Below are 23424 nucleotides of genomic sequence, written 5' to 3'. Positions count from 1 at the left end.
GAAGTATCACAGACGCATGCGATGCGTCAATAACATATAAACCATGAGTGAAGCAGAAATCAAAAGTTTAGAAGCGCAATTTGATGCTAAAATTGCGAGAGATGAAAAGATTGAGCCTAAGGACTGGATGCCTGAGAAGTATCGCAAGACGCACATCAGACAAATATCCCAGCATGCCCATTCTGAAATTGTAGGAATGTTACCAGAAGGTAACTGGATTACTCGTGCACCGTCATTGCGACGCAAAGTAGCGCTACTGGCAAAGGTGCAGGATGAGGCTGGTCATGGACTCTACTTATACAGTGCTTGTGAGACTTTAGGTGTTACTCGTGAGCAACTTTATGAAGATTTACATTCTGGTAAAGCAAAGTATTCTTCGATATTCAATTACCCAACGATGACTTGGGCAGACATGGGAGCGATAGGCTGGCTAGTTGATGGTGCTGCGATTATTAATCAGGTACCATTGTGTAGTACTTCTTTTGGACCTTATGCTCGTGCGATGGTGCGTGTTTGTAAAGAAGAAAGTTTTCACCAGCGCCAAGGATATGAAATTATGTTATCCCTATGTAACGGTAGTGAAGAGCAAAAAGAAATGGCACAAGATGCATTGAATCGCTGGTGGTGGCCGTCATTGATGATGTTAGGTCCTACAGATGCGGCAAGTACGCATACAGAGCAATCCATGAAATGGAAGTTGAAGCGTAAGACCAACGATGAATTACGCCAGCAATTTATAGATCAAACAGTACCACAAGCAGAACTTTTAGGACTTACTATTCCGGATCCAGATTTAAAATGGAATGATGAAAAGGGAAGTTATGATTTTGGTGAAATCGATTGGGACGAATTTTGGCAAGTGGTAAAAGGCCACGGACCGATGAACAAGAAACGTCTCGACGACCGTCGCAATGCTTGGGAAAACGGAGCTTGGGTACGTGAAGCAGCAACGGCTTATGCGGCAAAACAAAAAACACAAACCGCTCAAGCTATTTAATCAGCATACGAGCAATTTTTTAAACTTAAACTTAAGTTTAAACTTAAATTTAAAATCATATGAGTCAAGAAATTCCACTTTGGGAAGTTTTTATAAGATCTAAAAACGGATTAGAACACAGACATTGCGGTAGCTTACATGCCGAAGATGCTGAAATGGCAATGAATAACGCTCGCGACGTTTACACACGTAGAAATGAAGGTGTGAGCATTTGGGTAGTAGAATCTAAAAATATAACAGCCAGTAGTCCAGACGACAGTGGTGAGCTTTTTGAACCAGCTAGCGATAAAGTGTACAGACATCCTACTTTTTATGAGTTGCCTGAAGAACTAAAACACATGTAATTCTATAAGCATAAACTTAAGTCTAAGGTCAAGTTTAAATATGGATGGAAAGAAATATGATTTAGAGGATAGATTAATCAAGTTTGCCGTAGATATGGTGAAAGTTTCCCGTCAAGCGGACTGGACTGATTATGCTTCCCGTTATTATCAACAACAAATCATTCGTTCTTCAGGATCTGTAGCATTAAACTTTGGTGAATTCTTAGGCGCAAGTAGTCAAAAAGATAAATTAAATAAACTCAGCATTGCTCATAAAGAGATAAAAGAATGTCGAAATAATCTTTTAATTCAGATAGGAGCAGAATTAAATGATAAAACTGAGCTTGAGAAATTATCACAAGAGTCTTTAGAATTAATTAAAATTTTACGAGCAATAATCAAATCTAAGTCATAGAGTTAAATAAGGCTGAGTTAAGCTTTATCTTAAACTTCAACTTAAACTTTTATATGAAACCAATAAAAGAACTAAATCCACAATTCCTAGAGTCCAAGGAAAATAAACAACACCTGATCGACTATCTTTTAGGTGTGGCAGATAACTATTTGATCTTAGGACAACGTCTAGGAGAACTTTGTGGTCACGGACCTAATTTAGAGCCAGATATCGCATTGACTAATATCTCATTAGATATGCTAGGTCAAGTACGTAGTTTTTATCAGTATATCGCACAATTGAAAGGTGATAAAACTACTGAAGATGATATTGCCTTTTTAAGAAAAGAACGTGAGTATAAAAATGTGTTATTGGTAGAACAGCCTAATACAGATTTTGGTTATGTAATTGTACGTCAGTTTTTCTTTGATGTTTACAATAGGTTATTTTTAAATGCTTTACAACAAAGTGCAGACGAGACTTTAAGAGCATTGGCCTTTAAAGGAATCAAAGAAGCAAGTTATCACGAGCGTTTTTCTGGAGATTGGTTAAAACGTTTAGGTGATGGAACTGAAGAAAGTAAAACACGTGTACAACAAGCGGTAAATGATCTTTGGATTTATACAGATGAGTTGTTTCACACCACCAATGCAGATGATGCAATGATTGCTTCTGGTGTAGCACCAGATATGTTACAGTTAAAAGAATACTACTATGATAAAGTAGGTGAGTTGCTTTCTACAGCAACACTAGAAATTCCAGAAGTAGAATATTTCCAAAAAGGCGGAAAAGAAGGTTTACACAGTGAACACATGGGATATATTCTTGCCGATATGCAGTATATGCAGCGTGCTTATCCTGACTCGAAATGGTAACAAGTTGAACTCAAATTTGAATTTGACCTCGAATTATTTAGAGAAATATCCAATATCGAATATCGAATAATGAATATTGAATATCGAAATTTAAAAATGAGAATTTATGAAATTTGATTTAGAAAGTCGTTTGATTCAATTCTCGGTTGATATTATAAAAGTAGCAGACCATTCAATGAATAATAGTTATTCGTCAAATCATTTGTGTAAGCAATTGATAAGAAGTTCCACGGCCGCAGCATTAAATTATGGCGAAGCACAAAGTGCGGAGTCACACAAAGACTTTCTTCATAAAATGAAAATCGCATTAAAAGAATTAAGAGAGTCGATGGTGAACCTTAAAATTCAAAAAGGAGCTTCACTTATTAAGAATAAAACTGAAGTAGAAAAACTGATTGATGAGAAGAATCAGTTGATTTCAATACTTGTTGCGAGTATTAAAACTTCAAAAGCTAAAAATTCCTAATTCAAAAATTTCAGTATTCGTTAATCTTTAATCGATATTCGCTATTCTTATGATCCAAGACTATAACATATCTCAAGACCTTCAAAATATTTTAGAATCTGTTAAGGATCCTGAAATACCAGTACTTAACGTAGTAGACTTAGGAGTTATTAGAGAAGTTATAGTAGAAGGAAAAGAGATTACTATTAAATTGACGCCTACTTACAGCGGTTGTCCGGCGATGGATGTTATAGGCGATGATCTAGAACGAGCATTTGCAGCTCATGGTTATTCTACAACAATTCAATTAATAATGAGTCCACCATGGACGACTGACTGGATTACGGAGCGTGGTCGTAAAGCGCTTGAGGAATACGGTATCGCCGCTCCACTAGAAGAAACAGCCGATAAAGATGTGTTGCTCAACGATAAGAAACAGGTAAAGTGTACTAATTGCGGTTCACAAAATACGAAGCTGGTCAGCCAGTTTGGATCTACCGCATGCAAGGCGATGTTCCAATGTGAAGATTGTCTAGAGCCGTTTGATTATTTTAAGTGTTTGAAATAATCTCGCTTTCGCGAAAGTGGAATCCTTAATCAATTATTTTTTAGATAATTTGATTGTCACAACCTTCTGACCTGCCACGATTTTCAAAATATAAAGCCCAGTATTAATTGCATTGAATTTTATAATTCCATTTTCTACATTTCCATTCCATATTTCTTTACCGTCTAAGGAGTAAAGTTGTGCTTCACCAGTTTCAAAATTATTTAAATAAAGTGTGTTGCCTGTCATGGGAATAGGATAAGCAGCGATTTTATTAATATCATTTAGAGAAGCAGGAACATCAAACGTGGTGAACCAAGTTTCTGTAATTACAGGTGCGTTATAATCAAAAAAGATGCTTGCACTTGCAGCGATGACATCTCCTGCTGCATATCCTGGCAGTGGTTTGATACGATATCTTATGAAACCATTGCTACCTTCAGTATCTACGACTTCTGGTAGTAATTGAATGTTATCAAAGAAAAAATCTAAGGAATTTCCATCTTTTTGATACGTATAATTATGACTAGTAGAGATCATTTCAAAAGTAGAAGAATCGAGTCTAAAGTTCAAATCAGAAAGTACTCTTACAAACTGTGCACTTGCGGTTCCTAAATTTTGGAATCTGATAGTGTATTCTAAGTAATCGGTATTAGAAAATGTATTTATAGGAATGGTCTCTCCACGTCTTTCTGTAACATCGTTAGGGTCAAACGACGCAATTACAACCACATCAAGTGATGCGCTATTATTTGTTGCATCGTTATCTATAGAAGTAGAGTTGATGGATGCCGTGTGAGTAAAAGTATCTCCTATTTGCACGCCTGTTACTGGAGTGGACATGATCACATAAACATATTGCTGTTCAAAATCTGTAATAGAATAGGATAGACTAAAGCCGCTAGTATTGAGTGTCGCACTACCGTTAGCGAGAAGGTCAGTGTCATTTTGATCGATAACTGAAGTTATGGTAGCTCTTGAATCGTTGTTAAACTGTAATGTACCAGTTGCTGTTCCATTAATAAGATTATCTATAACTATTGCTGTTGCACTTTCAAAACCAGGATTAGGCGAGTTCAAATTTGTGAGGTATACAGCAGCATCTCTATTTGAAGAAGAAACTTCGCTAATTGCAAAATCAAACGAAGTAGTAGAACCACTAGTCGTTAATACATCATCAAAAAATGGAGTAGTCACGGTGAAAAAACTAGAATTAATTGTAGTGGCAATAACGTCGTTAAGTTGAACACCTGGAGAGAAATCAAGTCTATAAATAGGATTCCCGCTTCCGTTATTAATAATTGTACTTGTTGCAGGATCATTATTTGCTATAAATTCAAAATTAATATTAGGAACATTAATTTCATTTGCATCTCGCATACCGTTAAGATTTGTGTCTAAAAAAGCTTTTGCTTCCATAGTTCCTATATTACTGTTTGCCACGTAACCATTTTCATACCTAAACTGAGACGCAAGAGTAAGTTGTAATCTAAATGGAATGTCGCCATTAAGCGGCTCATAATTAGCAAATGCTGAAGGAAAGGAAGTTCTATCTATTACAGCAAGGTTATTATTTGAAAATAGTAATCCGTCAGGTAAATACCACCAGCCAGTTTCATTAGTTTGAAGTACAGCTTGATTACCGAGATCGTCAGCAGCGTTTATAATTGCTCCAGGAAAAACAGTATCTATTCCTATATCATAAAGACCGTTTAAATTGTCATCTATGAAAATAAGTCCATAATTTTGAGGTTCTGAAATAAAATAATGAGAAAAACCATCATCGACTCTGTTTCCTTGTGTATCGTTTCCGTCTGACAATTCTGTAATGGTTGCTCCATTAAAAAAACCAGTTGCCGTTGCCTGAGTACTTCCTAAAAATGGTATTCTTCCATTTACTCGGTTACCTGCGATGGCCACTCTTCCAGTCGCAGTCGCAGTTACACCAGGAGCTAGAGTAGAAGGGTTTAATACAAAACTACTTACTAACGCATCAGGATGATTTATTGTGATGTTAGTTATATCGCTTGAAGAATTATTGGTGATTACATAAGTAATATTACTGTAGCCTCCTAACCATGCATTTGTTACATCCATATCAAAATCAAGTTCATTTTGAGCTGTAGTAATCATAGTAAACAAGGTAAATAGCAGTAAGTGAGAAAGTTTCATGTTGGTTATTTTTTATAAAAATACTAATTTGTTTACAGGAAGCAATTTTGTGCTTGTTAATTGTAATTTTAAATAGAATTAATAGTTTTTATCTCGCTTTCGCGAAAGCGTAACAACCACTATCTTTATAATAAATTTTTAAAACTAAAATGTCAGTCTGAGTTTGTCGAAGACGATATTTAATATACATCATTTAATGTCAAATTCTATCCTTATGCACGTCGAGAATGGCGTTGCAACTATAACTTTAAACAGACCACAAGTATTCAATTCTTTTAATCGTGAGATGGCATTTGCGATGCAAGATGCGCTGGATCAATGTGTGTCAAACGATGAAGTGAGAGCGGTAATGATTATAGGTGACGGCAAGGCATTTTGTGCTGGACAAGATATTCAGGAAATAACAGATCCAGAACTAAATCCAGGTTTCAAAGCCATTCTGGATGATCATTATAATCCTATAGTTCTTAAAATAAGAAACCTTGAAAAACCTGTAGTTGCCGCTGTAAATGGGGTTGCCGCTGGTGCAGGAGCAAATATAGCCTTATGCTGTGACGTTGTGATTGCCACAGAAAGTGCCGCGTTTATACAGGCGTTTTCAAAAATAGGACTGATTCCAGATAGTGCTGGGACATTCTTTTTGCCTAGATTAATAGGTTTTGGTAAAGCAAGTGCTGCCATGATGCTTGCCGATAAAATTACAGCACAAGAAGCTGACCAAATGGGAATGATTTATAAGGTGGTAAAGGATGAAGATTTTCTCGATTTCACGAAAGCGACATCACAAAAACTAGCTGCTTTGCCTACAGTAGCACTGGCTAATACAAAGAAAGCGCTTAATCAATCGTATAACAATACCGTAGAAGAACAACTTGCGTTAGAAAGTAAACTGCAAATAGAAAGCGCTTCTACAGAAGACTATGCCGAAGGCGTGGCGAGTTTTATGGAGAAACGTAAGCCTGTATTTAAAGGAAAGTAATTTTAAGCAACCTCTGCTTTTTGATCATCTTTTTTAGATCCAGAGATATATAGTATCGTGGCTCCTATGGCACCACTTACTAAACTACCTATGAGTATGCCTATTTTGGCACTATCCACATATTGTGGTGTTTCATAAAAAGCAAGAGTGGCTATGAAAATAGACATGGTAAAACCTACTCCAGCAATAAACGAGGCGCCTATGATATGTCGTTTTGTAATTCCGTGAGGAATTTGAACCAGTTTTAATTTTTGAGCAAGTAATACTATGCTACTTATACCTATACTATTTCCTAAAACCAGACAAATAGAAAGGTTCATAATGAGAGTCCATTCTAGAGGTACATCGCTAGACAGCGCTACGCCGGCATTGGCAAGAGCAAAAACAGGAATGATAAAATAAGCCACCCAATCATGTAGTCGGTTCTCAAGGCTTTGCAAAGGAGATTGATACTTTTCTGTTAGGTCCTCTAACTGATCTATATTTTTTATTTGGTCATTAGTCAGCAACACAGCTTGTGGATTTGAGTTAGAATAGATCTTATCAGTCAGGTTCTTAAGTTGTTCTATAAAGCCAGTTCCTTTGATCTTACGATGCATGGGAACGGCAAATGCCATTAAAATTCCAGCTAGTGTAGGGTGAATTCCTGCCTTAAGAAATAATACCCAAGCTATAATTCCAGCAAAAATGTTGATGTATTTTGAGTAGCGCACCTTAAGAGAAAATAGGGTTACAGATCCTATAATTAGAAGCGCATATAGGAGCAAATCCAGTTGTAAAGAAGTAGAGTAAAATATAGCGATAACCAGCACAGCACCTATATCATCTACAATAGCAAATGCTGTTAAAAATACTTTTAAAGCCAGCGGTACACGTTTCCCTAGTGCTTTGAGAATGGCTAGTGAGAAAGCAATATCAGTAGCCATAGGAATTCCCCAACCGCTTTGTGTTTCTGGATTATTATTGAGAATGAAAAATAATAAAACAGGAACACTCATTCCACCTAAGGCACCAAAAAAAGGAAATAATGCTTTTTTGGTAGAGTTGAGTTCGCCTACTAAAACTTCTCTTTTGATTTCTAATCCTATAAGGAAAAAGAATATAGCCATAAAACCATCATTAATCCATAATATCAATGGTTTTTTAAGGCTGAAAAAGTCAGAACTGAAACCTATTTCAAAATTTAGAAAAGCAGCATAACTATCATAAAAAGAGCTGTTTGCCCAGATAAGTGCGATTACGGTAGCAATGGCAAGTAAAATACCACTAAAAGATTCTAGTTGAACAAACTTCTGGAATGGTGTGAGTAATTTTCTGGTCATGGTGTTGGTTTTCTTTAGTCAAATATAATTGTTGAAAGTTTAGATTTTAAAAAAGGAAACTTAAAACCACCGAAATCAAAATCCATATCTTTGTGAGAGATGGATGAGGTATCGTATTCCTTGCCAAAATTGCATGGTAATACAATTCAATAATTTTATAAATAGAAATAATTTTGAAAATTAATAAAGTAGGAGTCATAGGAGCAGGGACAATGGGAAGTGGAATTGCTCAAGTAGCTGCCACAGCTGGTTGTCAAGTGAAATTGTTTGATGTAAATCAGGCGCAACTGGATAAAGCGCAAGAAGCTCTTGAAAAGATAATGAACCGACTTATTGAGAAAGGTAGAATAGATGTTGCTGAGAAAACTCGCATTCAATCTAATATCTCTTATGTAAGTACGGTAAAGGATCTAGCGGACTCTGATCTAACTATCGAGGCGATTATTGAAAACCTAGATATTAAGAAAAAGGTATTTCAAGAATTGGAATCTCACGTGTCTGACGACTGCGTTATTGCTTCTAACACTTCTAGTCTAAGCATTGCCAGTATTGCAGCATCACTCGATAAACCAGAGCGCTGTATAGGAATTCATTTCTTTAATCCAGCGCCATTAATGAAACTTGTTGAGGTAATTCCTGCTGTACAAACAGACCAAAACGTTACAGATATTTGTGTGGCTACTATCGAGAATTGGAAAAAAGTAGTTGCCGTAGCAAAGGATACTCCTGGTTTTATAGTCAATCGTGTTGCGCGTCCATTTTACAGTGAATCCTTGCGTATTTATGAAGAAGGAATAGCAAGTTTTGCCACTATAGATTACGCTTTAAAAGGACTTGGTTTTAAAATGGGACCTTTTGAATTGATGGATTATATAGGTCACGATGTGAATTATGTGGTGACCGAAACTGTTTTTGCAGCTTTCTACTTTGATCCACGTTACAAGCCGTCGTTAACTCAGAAACGATTGATGGAAGCCGGCTGGTTAGGGCGCAAATCTGGACGTGGTTTTTATGATTATGTAAATGTGGATAGTGAGCACGCTTTCGCGAAAGCGGAACCAGTAAAATCTCCTGAACTCATAAAAGAAATCCAAGATCGAGTACTCGTAATGCTCATCAATGAAGCAGCGGATGCTTTATTTTTAAACATCGCAACCGCGCAAGGAATAGATAGCGCGATGACTAAAGGTGTGAACTATCCAAAAGGATTGCTCGCTTGGGCAAATGAAAAAGGAATCGACTGGTGTGTAAACACACTGGACGCGATGTATGATTTATATAGAGAAGATCGCTACAGATGCTCGCCGATATTGCGTAAGATGAAAGCCGAGAATTTAGTCTTTGAGTCTTTGAGTCTTTGAGTTTAAAATCTAACAAGATGTTTGAAAGTGAATATCATTTTAAGTTTGAAGATTTAATTGTTTATCAAAAGGCAATGACTTTCGGTGAAAAAATTAATGAAATAACGGAACAATTTCCTAAAAAAGAAATGTATCGATTATCCTCGCAGTATTCTCGTGCTGCTGATTCTATTGCTGCAAATATTTCAGAAGGTTATGGAAGCACTGATACTAATTTTAATAGATATCTCAAAATGGCATGGGATAGCAGTCATGAATGTGTAACTTGGAACTCTAAAGCTTTCTTAAGAAAGTATATCACTTATGAAATTTTTGAAGAAAACAGAAAAGACTTAACTGAAATAGGAAAAATGATTTCAGCATTAAGAAGAAGTCTCAAGAACAAATAAGACTTTTACTCACCAACTCACCAACTCACCAACTCACCAACTCACCAACTCACCAACTCAATGACTCAAAAACTAAAAGGAAAAAAGATTCCAGCAAAAATGCTTTCACTTGATCCATATTCAACTTGGTTAGGTATTGAAATCCTGTCGGTTGAAATAGGTTGTGTAAAGTTAGGAATGACCATAAGACCAGAAATGCTCAATAGTATGGGAAAAGCTCATGGTGGCATCACATACTCGCTGGCAGATACTGCTTTTGGTTTTTCATCAAACACGCATGGTAAATTTGCCGTTTCTATAGAGACCAGCATCAACCACATAGAAGCACTAGAAGAAGGCGACTACATCACAGCAGAATGTACTCTAGACAAAACCAAAACTAAAGTAGGTTTCAACATCGTTGAGGTAAAAAAAGGCGATGAGTTGGTGGCTCTTTTTAAAGGTGTGGTTTATAGGACTAATAAGGATTGGGGAAATTAGGCATGTGGTATAGTCAATTAGTTACAACGTATAATTTAATCCGAGAGTAAATTGTAATGGGCGTAAGGAGAACTGATACTGGCTTATGAAGTTAGAACTGCTCGTTGCAGTCGTGAAAAAACGCTCATTGAAAATATTGTATAATTCTGCTCGTAGAATGAGCTTTTTATGAGGTTTATAATAAAAACTGGTGTTGAATAAAGAATTGATATTAGTATTGTCACTGCTAGAAAAGAAATTGACTGCGGTTTCTGTATTAAAATTCCATCGCGCTTTATCTGATAAATATAAATCTAAACCTAATTCGTGTAATTGAAAATTATTAGTTGCTCGCGAGTTGCCTATTAGTGATAAACCAAAGTTGATTGTGCCACTATAATTCAAAGCGTAAGAACCACCAGTACTCCAACTCAATTCTGTACTTAATGTATGATTAATAATGGTGTTGTCTTGTGCCGTTCCATTAAATATCTGTTCTATTTTTGAAAGGTCAAAATTGTAACTTGTTTGAGTAGATAAATGTTTGAAGAATCGCTTAGTTAGAGTCAATGTATTTCTTAGTGTGCTGAATTCATTATCGCGTCTTATCGCATTTATTTGTATCAATCCATTATCATTCAGTGATCTATTAAAAATGAATTGAGAAGTAGCCTTATTATAAGAAGTGTTGTTTTTTAAAAGAATCCCAGTTAGAACATCGCTATAACCGAAGAAAATAGAAACGTCATTTGTGCGTGTAACATTTATATCTTGTGGATTTATATTCAAATTATCAAACTGTCTTAAAATAATTCCAGGATATAATTCTTCAAATCTTGAAATAGAATTTTTTACAGAACCGCTTATACCTAGATCCCATTTCCTATTAAAATTACAGGATACCTGCACATACATATTCATAAAAAGATAATTGTCCTTTTCATCTAAATCAGTTAAGTTTTCTAAACGATTTATATTAAAGTAAGAAAGTTCTGGGTTGAGATTGAATCGAAACCTTTTCCAATTAAACGCAGATGATAGTTGTGTTTGTGATTCAAAAGTATCAAGACTAAAATCAGTAGCAAATGGCGATGTCGCGTCATTATTATTCTGGTTTTTGAGGGAGCTTTCAAGTTGCTCTCTAGACCATCGTGCACGTTGTTTTGCTTTCCATTCTATATCTAGAAATTGAAATGTATAACCTGTATATGCGCCTAAGTTTAATTTCTCTATCGACACATCTTGTGTAGTCAGGATAGGATTTACACTTGGTATCACATCGGTAAATACAGCTGGATTTGTTGCTAATTGTTCGTCTGTTGATCTATATTCAAATAAAAAACCACTATCTACTATTTGATTATTGATGCTATTTTTGAGCTCTAAAATATTAGTAATGGCTTTTTCGGTGTTGTTAAAACCTGTTTGTGTAGTATTACCATTCAAAAGATTTGAAGAACTACCATTTTGATTTAAAAATTTACCAGAAAGTTTATTGTTGATGTATAAATCATCTCTATTTAACTCTATGGTATTCCCTAACTGATAACGTCGTTGCAATAACTTATTTCTTGAACTGCGATCAACTTGTAAACTATCACTTCTAGTAAAAAACACACTTCTGTTATTTTTTTCTATCTCACTATCTTCATAATTATAATCCATAGATCCTTTAACGATTAGGTCTTTGGGTAAAGTGGTTAGAATATCATTTGTTGCAGATATGGAATTGTTGTCTAACCAGTATCTGTTAGAAATAGTATTGCCATTAACTTCTGGTTGTGTTATAACTGAGGTGTTGTTTATTTTTAATTGATAAATATCTCGATTTCCTCTGGTTAGCGATGTGCCAAAGTCTTGTAAAGATTTACCAAAATTGTTAGCTCGTAAACTTGCTAGATTCTGTAATTTATCTTGTAAATAGATAGGAGTAACCTCGCCACGAGCAGTGACGATAGGAGTTCCTACATCTGCCTTTGAAGAGCCAAAAACCAGACTTTGATCTTTTTTAATTCTCAAATTGAGAGCAACTTCACTACTTAGGGTTTTACCTATTTCAATACGTGCGTGATTATGTCGTCTTAATAATTCTATATCTTCTACAGCGCCAGCTGGTATGCCACGAGTTGCAATATTGTAACGACCTTCTAACAAGTCTACTCCATTGATATAAAGATGACTTATGGGTCTATCGTTGTAGGAAATCTGTCCATTCTCTGCAATAGTAACTCCAGGGATGCGATCAATAACTTCTTCTATGGTATAATCTTTTTTTTCTTTAAGTGCTTCTACATCATAGCGTACCGTATCACCTTTTATCGTTATGTTGCGTTTGGCTTTAATGAGAACTTCTTTTAAATCATTGTTGGGCCTGTAAAGTGCTAAATCATGCTCTCTATTAAAATCAGTAATGATGAATTGCTCTGATTTATAGGTGATATGTCTCGCTTCAAGAAATAGTGTGTCTATATTTTCTGAGATTTCTATGGAAAATTTTCCAAGATCATCAGTTGTTTTAAAACCAACAATAGATGCATAATTTGAATCTTTGTAAGCCGTAACGATCGAATACGATAAAGGCTGTTTTACAGAATCGATAACCGTACCTTTAATTATATTTTGAGCGTTACAAAAAAATGGCACCCATAAAAAGAGCGCCACTACATAAATGGTATTGGAGATATGAGAATTATTCAATATGATCTATTTCTATAAATTGATAATCATCCATTTCATCAAGGGATTTACTGTTAAAGTCTACTTCACCATCTTCAGATTTAAACTCTCCTTGAATTAACCCTGCTTGTCCTCGACTTAAATAAGCCATACGTTCATCAAAACTTAGGGCTTGATATGCTTGCTGATGCGTATTAAAATCCTTACGAGTTGTTACTTTCAAAGACTTTTTAGTAAAACTGGGGAAATGCTCTAATCGAACAACTTTCTTTTCTTTAAATGCAACAAGTGAATATTTAAAAATATTATCAGAATCTTCCATTTCAACAATACAACCTGGTAAACCTTTGAATTTATATGGACCTACATCCATTGGGATATCTTTTGTGAACCAAACATTCCAACTTCTGCCTGCATACTTTGTAGTAGCAAGTTGACAAGTATAAGAATTGATCTTCCTTATAGAATCAGTGATATTCCATTTGAATTTGAGTTGTTCCACATATTTAAAATTTTGATCTGCAACTTTTGACGTAAAAGTTGACTTAGTTTTTATTGTCTTAATATAATATGGCAATGAATTAACTCTATTATCAAATCGCTCCTGACTAGACATTTTTCTAAGGGAACTAATAGAATCACGTTTCATTTGATTGTAAAATGATGTGAACGTCGTATCACCCCTTTTATTAACTAAAACATAATCGGTGAGAATTAAATCTGGGCGATTGGTATAGTGTTTAAAGTCAAATTTGTACAGAAATGCGTGAGATTTTACCTGAAAATCTTTTTTTTGATCTTTTAGACCTGAGAAGTAAATTCCTAGCAACATAAATGCTGCTATGAATATTTTTAAAACAGTTGTCATTGTATTCATCTAAAGAAATGGTGGCGGTGGAGCTATGATTTCAACTATTGGACGATTATTACAGTAATTTTGTAATCTCCTTTCAGCTTCGTCTGTTTGACTTGAACTAAGCGGTTGTGCAGTACCACCTACGATTACAGAATAACAACCTTTTGTACATGTTGCTCTTATCTCAGTAGAATTAGCAGGGCAATCCCCAAAATCTTCCTCGATCGCTTCTGAAACACTACTAAAAGATAGCATGGCCATAGCAGCAAAACTTAAAAATAAAATTTTCATAAAATAAAGTTTGAGTTAATACGACCTAAAGTAAAGTAAAGTAAAAATACAACTTATGAAGCAAATTAAATTCAAATCTTTTAAAATGATGTCGTAGATTTTAGATGTAAAGTGGTTTAGTAGAACCTTAATTAATAAGATCAAAATTGATTTATATCAATAGGAACACTAGATGGTATGAAAATTTCTTTATGTATTTTTGGGTAAAATAGATGGAAGAGTTTCCGATTTCGCGAAAGCGGACTAAAAAAAAACGAATGAAAAACACATATATAATAGACGGTATACGTACACCGATAGGAAATTACAAGGGAACATTATCTACTATAAGACCAGATGATCTTGCAGCTCATGTAATAAAAACGGTAGTAGAAAGAAACCCTAACATACCAACAGATGCTTATGCAGACGTGATCATGGGTTGTGCCAACCAGGCAGGAGAAGATAATCGTAATGTCGCTCGCATGGCAGGATTATTGGCTGGCTTGCCAGTGACTGTTCCTGGAGAAACGGTGAACAGATTATGTAGTTCTGGATTGAGTGCCATTGTACATGCTCATAGAGCGATACAAACTGGCGATGGAGATGTTTTTATTTCTGGTGGAGTAGAGAACATGACTCGTGGACCATTAGTAATTGCAAAACCTAGTAGCGCTTTTGGTACCGACTCAAAGATGTACGATTCTAGTTTTGGATGGCGATTTGTCAACCACAAAATGGCCGAAATGTACGGTGTAGATGGTATGGGAAACACGGCTGAAAACCTCGTAGAGAAATATACGATCTCTCGAGAAGATCAAGATGCATTTGCAGCATGGTCCCAACATAAAGCCACAGCAGCACAACAATCTGGAAGACTTGCTAAGGAAATAGTAGCCGTGGAGATTCCCCAACGTAAAAAAGACCCAATCATCTTTAAAGATGATGAGTTCATTAAACCAACTACTACAAAAGAAGTTCTTGCAAAACTACGTCCAGCTTTTAAAAAAGAAGGTGGATCTGTAACTGCAGGGAATTCCAGCGGTTTGAATGATGGTGCTGCAGCAACGATTATTGCTAGTGAAGATGCTGTAAAAAAGTATGACCTAAAACCGATAGCAAGAGTGGTAAGTAGTGCGGTAGTTGGAGTAGAGCCACGCATTATGGGAATAGGTCCAGTTACAGCTAGTAACAAAGCTTTAGAAAAAGCAGGCCTGACTCTAGCAGATATGGACGTGATTGAACTGAATGAAGCATTTGCATCACAAGCACTTGCTTGCACAAGAGCTTGGGGACTTGCAGATGACGATCCACGTTTAAATCCTAACGGTGGTTCTATTGCGATAGGTCATCCACTAGGTGTTACAGGAACTCGACTAGCTTATAGTGCGGCTCTAGAACTTCAATTAACTAATAAGAAATATGCCTTAATAACTATGTGTGTAGGAGTAGGACAAGGCTATGCTATGGTGATTGAGAATGTTTAAAATTTTAATTAACTTGAAGTGAGTCATTTAAATAAAACCACATGAAAAAATTATACACGTATTTAATAGTTTTTATATTATTCAGTGGTTTTATTCAGGCCCAAAATCCAGTCCTAACTGCAAACGACTGGTTCTTAGAAAATCTATACGTAAACGGTAATTCTAATTTACCATCTGACATCAATTACATTACTTATAATGTGGAATTGAGCTTTACAGATACTGGCACAAATTATCAATTTGAAACATCTGTGTGTCCTGGAGCGGCTGACATAGCTGGTACTTTTGCTTATCCTAACGCGACTACAAATACCATGACACTTCAGTTTGTAGCACAAACGCTAGCACTTTGTTGCGACCCTAACCCCAATGGTATCCAAAACCCTGATCAAGATTGTATAGATTTAGCAGGTTATAGTGGTATGTACATGCAATTTTTTGCAACCGGAACATCCCTTGATTTTGACTATGATATCGCCACGCTAGGTATTACTAATACTACCACTTTAACTATTACAAACCCAAATGGTGATTATGTCCAATATAGAAGTGTGCCATTATCCATCGATGAGGTTACAAGTGAAATCGATGTATTACTTGCCGCTAATCCTGTTAGAGATAGATTAATTCTTAAAGGTTTTGATATAGATTACATTACAGATATTACGATATTCGATCTCAGTGGTAAAAAATTATTGAACACAAATTTATACGATGAATTCATAGACATATATACATTTAAGTCTGGAATGTATATTATTCAAATTCATATTTTAGATAAGACTAAGGTATTGCGATTTGTGAAAGAATAATTTAATATTTTCTTTAAAGTAAAAATTTAGTTGTTCTCCAAAGCTATTTATCATTGTAGGTAATATGATAACTTTTTTGTCTTATTCAGTCATAGCAAGAAGAGATTTATTAGTTCATAAGATCAAGTTTATTAGTTTTCTAAACCAACAGATTCACGTAACCCATTTTCGTTATTAAGAAAATATTAAGAAATAGGAAAAAGCTATCTCATAAATTTAGTTGAGAATATTTGTCATTAAATGAATATTCCCTGCTTATGAAAAATAAATTAACTGTTTTTACTTTATTGCTTTGCTTTATAGGTTGGGCACAAGATAAATCTTCTACAAGTGATGAACTTGAGAAGACATATTCAGAATACATAAATATACCACGAGAAGTAATTTTTGTTCATTTAAACAAAGGTTTATACGTTAAGGGAGAAGCGCTGGCTTTCAATGCTTATGTTTTTGAAAAACAAACAAAACAGTTATCAGAATCAACTACCACTTTATATTGTGAGATTTTAGATAATGATCAAAATAGAGTAGGTGTAAAAATGTTAAAAGTTGTAAATGGAACAGTATCTAATCAATTTGATATTTCAGAAGAATATAAACCAGGAACCTATACATTTAAAGCCTACACAAATTGGTTACGAAATTTCCCAGAGAACAATCATTTTGAGGCAAATTTTACAGTAGTTGATCGAGAAGAACTGAACAACAATTATGAATATAATGAAGTAGAGAACATCGATGCTCAGTTTCTCCCAGAAGGTGGACATTTATTAGAAGGTGTCATCAATACAGTAGGTGTTGTTGTTAAAAAAGAAAATGGTCGGGCATTTAAAAATGCGTCCGGTTATATTTTAGAAAATGACAAGAAAATAACTGAATTTTATACCAACCACTTAGGTATAGGGATTCTAACTATGAAACCTAAGTTAGGAGTCAACTACAAAGCAGTTTTGAAATTAACAAACCACAATGTAGAATTTGATTTTCCAATTGTAAGAGAAAGAGGTGTTAGTCTTGCTGTTAACAGTGAAGATCAAATAATAATACAACTTAATACTAACGAAAGTACTCTAGAAAGCATAAAGGGAAATACTTATAAGGTTATGGTTCATAATGGAAGTAAATCTTTTGTTATAGATACTCAGTTAGAAGATTATAAAACGATATTGATTATTGACAAAGACCAGTTAGACGAAGGCATTCAAATAATCACAGTTTTTAATGAAAAAAATGTTCCTATTTTGGAGCGCTTACTATTTATCCATAAAGAAAAGAATAGAGCCTACATAAGTAAAGCTACTGTTAGTAAAAGTAAAACAGATAGTGTATTTTTTAATCTTGAATTTGCAAATATTATTAACGATTCAACTGGTTATAGTAAGTTAAGTGTTTCTATTTTACCACAAGAAACATTAGCTTATGAAGAGAATAGCGATATCTACTCACAAATATACTTAAAACCCTATGTAAAAGGAGAAATAGAAAAAGCACCATATTATTTTAATAAGATAAATAGGAAAAAGAAATACGAGCTTGATTTGCTATTATTGACCCAAGGTTGGAGTTCTTATAGCTGGGATTCAATTTTTAAAAAAGATCAACAAATAAAGTATGTTTTTGAAACAGGTATCACAGCTCGACTTGAAATAAAAAAAAGGAATCATAGAAAATTTATGATTCACAAATTGCAGCATACTAATTTAGATGTAATAGAAATACCTAAAAACGAAGAATCCTTTAAAATAAATGGATTGTTTCCGAAGGAAAAGGAGCAATTATTACTAAGTTATATTAATAGTTCAGGGAAGATAAAGAGGACTAGTCTAAATGCATACTTTTCACCGTCTTCTATTCCATCATTTAACAAAAGTTCAGATCTGGGGTTTGCTATTTTACCGACTATAAAAGTTGATTCAGAACCATTTTTTGAAGATGCAGAAGAACTGGAAACCATAGTTATTAATGCAGATAAAATAAGAGAGCGAAATTTAAAAAATACTAGTAGAGGTACGGTAGATTACTTTAATGATTTTAAAAGGAACAGTACTCAACTTGTCACTTATTTATCTAATAGAGGTTACAGAACAAGTAACTATAATGGGCAATTTATATTAGAGGATCCCAGGCGTAGTTCAAATGGTCCTCCTATAATCGTTATTGATGGAGCTATATACAGAGATACTTCTGTTTTAATAAATTTTACATTTGATCAAGTTGATTATATTGAAATTTTCAGAAATGGTACGGGAGCACCTCAATATAAGCGACCTAATCAAGGTGATGTTATTAAAATTACAACTAATCCTAAATTGAGAAGAAAAATCTCATTAGATAGAATATCAGAATTTAGTTTTCCTATACATTATAGTTCTAATAAAGAATTTTATAAACCTAAGTATAGTTTGATCAATTCAGATTTTTATAACTACTATGCTGTTTATGATTGGAAAGAAGAATTGTCTATTAGTAATTCAAATAATGTGAACTTCTCTTGTAGGTACAATGGGTCGCAAGCCTTCAAACTCATAATCGAAGGAGTTACTAGTAATGGCCAATTAATTCATGAAGTAATCGACCTGAATTTAGATTAATATCCTGTTCTTAATTACTAGTCTAATCTCTCAATAAAAAAAGAAGATGTGTTAATACTTCTAAGGTTCACGCGTCCAGCATCCTGAGTTTGACTCACGCGCACTGTTAGGTCATCAAAAGCGTTCAGATTAACAATTTCAGTTATGGTTATACTACCATAATCTGGACTAGTGCTATTTGCAGAGCTCATCTCTTGACTTCTATAAATCCCTCCTTCGTTAGTTCCATTGATTTGTAGTCGGCCTTCTACTGCAAGCAATCGAGCAACCGTATTAGTTGAGGCTGCCTCAAAAGATAAATTAATCACAATTTTATACCTACCAGTTTCTCTTACCTCTAAAGTAGTATTATTTGCCACATGGTATACAGTTGCGTTATCATTAAAATATACATTCCCAAATATCTGAGCATCTCTTCCTACAGTATTTATATTAAAGTTATTTGAGGTACTACCAAAAACAGTATTTCTGAACTTAGCCATTCCTCCCACAACCCCAAAAATGGGTTCCCAGCGATTATTTTTGAAAAAATAATAACCTGTTCCAGTAGTAATATTAGTATTATATACTATAGTTCCTTCTTGCGTTCCAGTCGGTAAAGGCGCAACAGTAGATAGATCAACAATATTTACTTTAGGAAATAATACTCCAGAAGTTCCTGTAGGATCTTCAATGGTTAAAGCAGCTCCGGTAGCAGGTGTGTCAGTTCCTATAGCTACTTGTCCATTTACAAAAAACAAGTTTCCTAAAATTAATAAGAATGTTATAAGAGATATCTTCATGGTAAGTTAGTTTCAGATAATTTTAATTTAAACAGCTATCTCAATTTTTCAATGATAAAAGCCGAACGATTTGGGTCACGTTGATAAACTGCTGTTGTTCCTTCTGCTCTTGTGCAGTTTACAGCAACCTTATCTCCCGCATTTAATTCTATAATTTCAGTAAAATATAGGGTGCCATCATCATCAATTCCACCTCCAGGATCTCCTGTCCGATCCATTTCAGAACTTCTATGAAAACTGCCTTCATACCTCGTGACCGGTATTATATCATTATCTGTAATCTTTAGTCTTCCTTGTATGGAAGCACCGCCAGATACAGCATCTTTTTCTAAACCTATAAACACAGTGATTCTATACCTTCCATCATCTGAAACTTCTAAACTCGTAAAACGTCCATTTGCATCTGCAATCGGTGTATAAAGTGTTGATGCCTCGTCAAAAACTGTTTGGTCCATGAGCTCAGCGTCCACTCCTGCACCGGTTTTATTTAGGTTTACCGCAGCTACTGTTTCTATAGGTCCTGCATGATTAAATTTTGCAGATCTGTCTGCAAATAATTGAATAGGTGCCCATACAAAACCATTCCAATAGAAATGTCCCTTACCGGTAAAAGCGTTTGTATTGTAAACCATAATTCCTTCTTCGGTTCCCGCAGGTAACGGCTCTATTGTGTTTAGATCTTCTATATCTGCGTTAGGAAGTTTTACACCTTTAGTACCACTACCATCCTCTATATGAAGAATAGTTCCTACCGCTGGATTTGTAGTCCCTATACCTACCTGAGAAAAAGCTAGTTGCGATAAAAACAGGAATGATATTAGAAGCAATTTAAGTTTCAAAATGTAATTTACCTTTGGTTAAAAAGTGCAAAACTAATGTATACCTGAGCATCTAAAATTAGATTTCACAGTAAAAATTTATTTTTTCTACAAGAGGTATAATTAACCGTTGACTAACCTAAAAGTGTTTGGTTAACAGTTAATTAACGTTTTAAAATTTGCTATTTGTAGAAACTAACAATCGTTAGTCTTTAATGATCACTTTTTGTATTTTCGTGATCAGAAATTTGTGTTACGCTTTCGCGAAAGCGAGATCACAACCATGTATTAAAAAGAATATGATCTTAGAAAGTTACATCAATGGCCAGTGGCAAGCTGGTGAAGAGAAATCTACACGTAATATGTATGACGCCATTACTGGTGACATCATAGGTCTTACAAGTACTGAAGGTTTAGATATTGCTAGTGCGTTACAATATGGTCGCGATCATGGTAAGGTGTTGAGGGATATGACCTTTCAGCAACGTGGTAATATGATTAAGAAATTAGCACTTTATCTCAATAAAAGAAAAAAAGCGTTTTACGACATTAGTTACAAAACTGGTGCTACACGTGCAGATAGTTGGGTAGATATAGAAGGTGGTTTTGGAAATCTATTTGCAAATGCTAGTTTGAGAAAACTCTTTCCAGATCAGAGTTATGCCGTAGAAGGTGATCCTATTGATTTATCGCGTGGTGGTCGTTTTATGGCACATCACATTCTAGTACCTCGCAAAGGTGTCGCCGTGCATATCAATGCATTTAATTTTCCAGTTTGGGGAATGTTAGAAAAATGTGCTGTAAACTGGATGGCTGGTATGCCAGCAGTAGTTTTGCCAGCGCCGCAAACAGCGTTTTTAACGGAAGCTGTAGTGCGTGAAATCATAAATTCAGGAATCCTTCCAGAAGGTTCTTTACAACTCTTAAGTGGTCTTACCACAAGTATTCTTGATACGGTAAACTCGCAAGACGTGGTAACCTTTACAGGTAGTGCGCATACAGGTAGAAAATTAAAAGCACATCCACGATTATTAGAAGAATCAGTTCCATTCACGATGGAGGCAGACTCATTGAATTCTTCTGTCTTAGGACCAGATGCTGTTCCTGGAACTCCAGAATTTGACATATTTGTAAAAGAAGTACGTAAAGAGATGACCTCTAAAGCTGGACAAAAATGTACAGCGATTAGAAGAATTCTTGTCCCAGAAAACTTAATGGAAGACGTGCAAATCGCATTAGGGAAACAACTTTCTAAAACTGTGATAGGTGATCCATTATTAAGAGAAACTCGCATGGGTGCTCTTATTAATAACGATCAAAGAGAAACTACTAAATCTCAAATCTCAAAAATTGCCCAGACTGCTCAAATGGTTTATGGTAACCTAGATGAAGTGGAGATTTTAGGAGATCGCGCTCAAAAAGGGGCATTTATGTCACCTATTTTAATGCGAGAAGATCAACCGTTTAAAAATACCGCAGCTCATGAAGTAGAATGTTTTGGTCCCGTGAGTACGTTGATGCCTTATAAAAATCTAGATGAGGCGATTGAACTGGCTCATATGGGTAAAGGCTCGTTAGTAAGCAGTGTGGTTACTGGTGATGACGCTTTCGCGAAAGCGTACACCATAAACGCAGCATCGTCACATGGTAGAATATTGACTTTAAATAGAGATAGTGCACCACAATCCACAGGTCACGGATCGCCATTACCACTGTTAGTACATGGCGGACCAGGACGTGCTGGTGGTGGCGAGGAAATGGGTGGACTGCGAGGTATCAAACATTATATGCAGCGATGTGCCGTTCAAGGAAGTCCAACATCACTTACCGAAATCACAGGAATCTACCAGCCTAATGGAGCTTATAAAAAAGCAGAGAATCATCCATTCTCATACCATTATGAAGATATTAAACCAGGAATGAGCCTAGAAACTCATAAAAGAACATTGACTGATAATGATATCCAGAATTTTGCAAACTTAACTTGGGATCATTTCTATGCACATACAGATATTACCAGTTTAGATGGTAGTATTTTTAAGAAACGTACAGCGCACGGATACTTTATAATCAGTGCAGCAGCAGGATTGTTTGTTTATCCTAATAAAGGTCCGGTAAGCGCCAATTATGGTCTGGAAGATATTAGATTTTTGAGACCATTATATCATAATGACACGATTTATGTACGTTTAACTTGTAAAGAAAAACGAGAAAGAGACGTTGCTGGTCGTGAGCACCCATCTGGAATTGTAAAATGGTATGTTGAAGTTTTTGATGCAGAGCCAGTAGATTATGAAAATGGTAAGACTGATGAAGAAGCAACAGCACTTGTAGCGGTAGCGACTATTCTTACCATGGTAGAGAAAAAACAAACGGTTTTTCCAGAAATCACGGAAGGTTATATCAAATCAGCTTTAGCGAAATTAGATGCAAACGCTAAACCTCAATGGGGTACAATGACACCACAGCACATGGTAGAACATCTCGAGATGAGCTATAGAATTGCTAGTGGAGAGATTCAAGATTTTGAAGTGGCTACACCAGATGAATATCTAGAAAAAGTAGCAGCGACTTTGTGGAATTACGATAAAATGCCACAGAATCATAAAATGCCACTTATGAAACAAGATGGAACACTTGAAGACTTAAAACATGGAGATTTAGAAACGGCAAAAACTAAAATGTTAGAAGCTAGAAATAAATATCTAGATTTCTATAAAAAGAATCCAAAAGCAACTACTAAGAATGCTGTTTTTGGACCGTTGAGTAAGTATGAATGGACCTTGTTGGAACGTAAGCATGTATATCACCATCTAAGTCAGTTTGGGCTGATTGACTAATCTTAGCCATTATTGATCGGATTGACGTT

General features: G+C 35.2%; 21 protein-coding genes. 14 read left to right on the top strand and 7 right to left on the bottom strand.

Going from position 1 to position 23424, the window contains the following annotated elements:
- Nucleotides 1–43: 43 nt before the first annotated feature.
- The 6 genes from paaA to paaD all read left to right on the top strand — a co-directional run bounded on the left by paaA (nt 44) and on the right by paaD (nt 3602).
- Entirely contained in the window at nt 44–997 is a 954-nt protein-coding gene (gene paaA / locus A9Q93_RS11595) for a 1,2-phenylacetyl-CoA epoxidase subunit PaaA (protein WP_303687571.1), read from the top strand.
- 59 nt (nt 998–1056) lie between these two features.
- Nucleotides 1057–1341, top strand: a complete 285-nt coding sequence (paaB, locus tag A9Q93_RS11590; protein ID WP_303687570.1) for a 1,2-phenylacetyl-CoA epoxidase subunit PaaB — start codon at nt 1057–1059, stop codon at nt 1339–1341.
- 40 nt (nt 1342–1381) lie between these two features.
- On the top strand, nt 1382–1735 hold the full coding sequence (locus A9Q93_RS11585) for a four helix bundle protein (protein WP_303687569.1): 354 nt from the start codon (nt 1382–1384) through the stop codon (nt 1733–1735).
- Nucleotides 1736–1788: 53 nt separating this feature from the next.
- Nucleotides 1789–2589, top strand: coding sequence for a 1,2-phenylacetyl-CoA epoxidase subunit PaaC (paaC, locus tag A9Q93_RS11580; protein WP_303687568.1), 801 nt, complete (start codon nt 1789–1791; stop codon nt 2587–2589).
- Nucleotides 2590–2695: 106 nt separating this feature from the next.
- Complete coding sequence (locus A9Q93_RS11575; RefSeq protein ID WP_303687567.1) at nt 2696–3055, top strand: four helix bundle protein; 360 nt, start codon at nt 2696–2698, stop codon at nt 3053–3055.
- A gap of 49 nt (nt 3056–3104) precedes the next feature.
- Nucleotides 3105–3602: a 1,2-phenylacetyl-CoA epoxidase subunit PaaD gene (paaD, locus tag A9Q93_RS11570; protein WP_303687566.1), complete on the top strand. Its 498-nt coding sequence runs from the start codon at nt 3105–3107 to the stop codon at nt 3600–3602.
- Between the two features lie 33 nt (nt 3603–3635).
- On the opposite strand, the gene A9Q93_RS11565 is transcribed toward paaD, so the two are convergent.
- Nucleotides 3636–5753 (bottom strand): T9SS type A sorting domain-containing protein, encoded by a 2118-nt coding sequence (locus A9Q93_RS11565; RefSeq protein WP_303687565.1) that lies wholly within the window; start codon nt 5751–5753, stop codon nt 3636–3638.
- A gap of 196 nt (nt 5754–5949) precedes the next feature.
- On the opposite strand from A9Q93_RS11565, the gene A9Q93_RS11560 reads away from it, so the two are divergent.
- Nucleotides 5950–6732 (top strand): enoyl-CoA hydratase-related protein, encoded by a 783-nt coding sequence (locus A9Q93_RS11560; RefSeq protein WP_303687564.1) that lies wholly within the window; start codon nt 5950–5952, stop codon nt 6730–6732.
- Between the two features lie 2 nt (nt 6733–6734).
- Here A9Q93_RS11560 and nhaA read toward each other — a convergent pair whose 3' ends face one another.
- Nucleotides 6735–8054, bottom strand: a complete 1320-nt coding sequence (gene nhaA / locus A9Q93_RS11555; RefSeq protein WP_303687563.1) for a Na+/H+ antiporter NhaA — start codon at nt 8052–8054, stop codon at nt 6735–6737.
- 173 nt (nt 8055–8227) lie between these two features.
- Here nhaA and A9Q93_RS11550 point away from each other — a divergent pair, with 173 nt between their 5' ends.
- From A9Q93_RS11550 to A9Q93_RS11540, 3 genes are read left to right on the top strand one after another with little or no spacing between them, the layout of a single operon-like run.
- Nucleotides 8228–9415 carry a 3-hydroxyacyl-CoA dehydrogenase NAD-binding domain-containing protein gene (locus A9Q93_RS11550; protein ID WP_303687562.1) on the top strand — a complete coding sequence of 396 codons (1188 nt, stop codon included), beginning with the start codon at nt 8228–8230 and terminating at the stop codon, nt 9413–9415.
- 17 nt (nt 9416–9432) lie between these two features.
- Nucleotides 9433–9804 (top strand): four helix bundle protein, encoded by a 372-nt coding sequence (locus tag A9Q93_RS11545; protein ID WP_303687561.1) that lies wholly within the window; start codon nt 9433–9435, stop codon nt 9802–9804.
- A 60-nt stretch (nt 9805–9864) separates the two neighbouring features.
- Complete coding sequence (locus tag A9Q93_RS11540; RefSeq protein ID WP_303687560.1) at nt 9865–10284, top strand: PaaI family thioesterase; 420 nt, start codon at nt 9865–9867, stop codon at nt 10282–10284.
- A gap of 21 nt (nt 10285–10305) precedes the next feature.
- Here the strand turns inward: A9Q93_RS11540 and A9Q93_RS11535 are convergent, their stop codons facing one another.
- The 3 genes from A9Q93_RS11535 to A9Q93_RS11525 are packed head-to-tail and all read right to left on the bottom strand — an operon-like array spanning nt 10306 to nt 14056.
- Nucleotides 10306–12960: a hypothetical protein gene (locus tag A9Q93_RS11535; RefSeq protein ID WP_303687559.1), complete on the bottom strand. Its 2655-nt coding sequence runs from the start codon at nt 12958–12960 to the stop codon at nt 10306–10308.
- Nucleotides 12953–13807 carry a GLPGLI family protein gene (locus tag A9Q93_RS11530; protein WP_303687558.1) on the bottom strand — a complete coding sequence of 285 codons (855 nt, stop codon included), beginning with the start codon at nt 13805–13807 and terminating at the stop codon, nt 12953–12955. The genes A9Q93_RS11535 and A9Q93_RS11530 overlap by 8 nt, the downstream gene beginning before the upstream one ends.
- Before the next feature lie 9 nt (nt 13808–13816).
- Entirely contained in the window at nt 13817–14056 is a 240-nt protein-coding gene (locus tag A9Q93_RS11525; protein ID WP_303687557.1) for a hypothetical protein, read from the bottom strand.
- A 287-nt stretch (nt 14057–14343) separates the two neighbouring features.
- Between A9Q93_RS11525 and A9Q93_RS11520 the strand changes: the two genes are divergently transcribed.
- The 3 genes from A9Q93_RS11520 (at nt 14344) to A9Q93_RS11510 (ending at nt 18955) form a co-directional block, all read left to right on the top strand.
- Nucleotides 14344–15552, top strand: coding sequence for an acetyl-CoA C-acyltransferase (locus tag A9Q93_RS11520; protein ID WP_303687556.1), 1209 nt, complete (start codon nt 14344–14346; stop codon nt 15550–15552).
- A 41-nt stretch (nt 15553–15593) separates the two neighbouring features.
- Nucleotides 15594–16364: a T9SS type A sorting domain-containing protein gene (locus tag A9Q93_RS11515; protein WP_303687555.1), complete on the top strand. Its 771-nt coding sequence runs from the start codon at nt 15594–15596 to the stop codon at nt 16362–16364.
- A gap of 257 nt (nt 16365–16621) precedes the next feature.
- On the top strand, nt 16622–18955 hold the full coding sequence (locus A9Q93_RS11510; RefSeq protein ID WP_303687553.1) for a hypothetical protein: 2334 nt from the start codon (nt 16622–16624) through the stop codon (nt 18953–18955).
- A 17-nt stretch (nt 18956–18972) separates the two neighbouring features.
- On the opposite strand, the gene A9Q93_RS11505 is transcribed toward A9Q93_RS11510, so the two are convergent.
- Nucleotides 18973–19737 carry a hypothetical protein gene (locus tag A9Q93_RS11505; protein WP_303687552.1) on the bottom strand — a complete coding sequence of 255 codons (765 nt, stop codon included), beginning with the start codon at nt 19735–19737 and terminating at the stop codon, nt 18973–18975.
- A gap of 35 nt (nt 19738–19772) precedes the next feature.
- Nucleotides 19773–20576, bottom strand: a complete 804-nt coding sequence (locus tag A9Q93_RS11500; RefSeq protein WP_303687551.1) for a hypothetical protein — start codon at nt 20574–20576, stop codon at nt 19773–19775.
- A gap of 278 nt (nt 20577–20854) precedes the next feature.
- Between A9Q93_RS11500 and paaZ the strand changes: the two genes are divergently transcribed.
- Entirely contained in the window at nt 20855–23395 is a 2541-nt protein-coding gene (gene paaZ, locus A9Q93_RS11495) for a phenylacetic acid degradation bifunctional protein PaaZ (RefSeq protein WP_303687576.1), read from the top strand.
- The last annotated feature ends 29 nt before the right edge of the window (nt 23396–23424 follow it).

Origin of the sequence: Nonlabens dokdonensis, from assembly GCF_002162835.1 — a bacterium.
GTDB classification, from domain to species: domain Bacteria; phylum Bacteroidota; class Bacteroidia; order Flavobacteriales; family Flavobacteriaceae; genus Nonlabens; species Nonlabens dokdonensis_B.
This window is presented reverse-complemented; position numbering and strand designations above follow the sequence as displayed.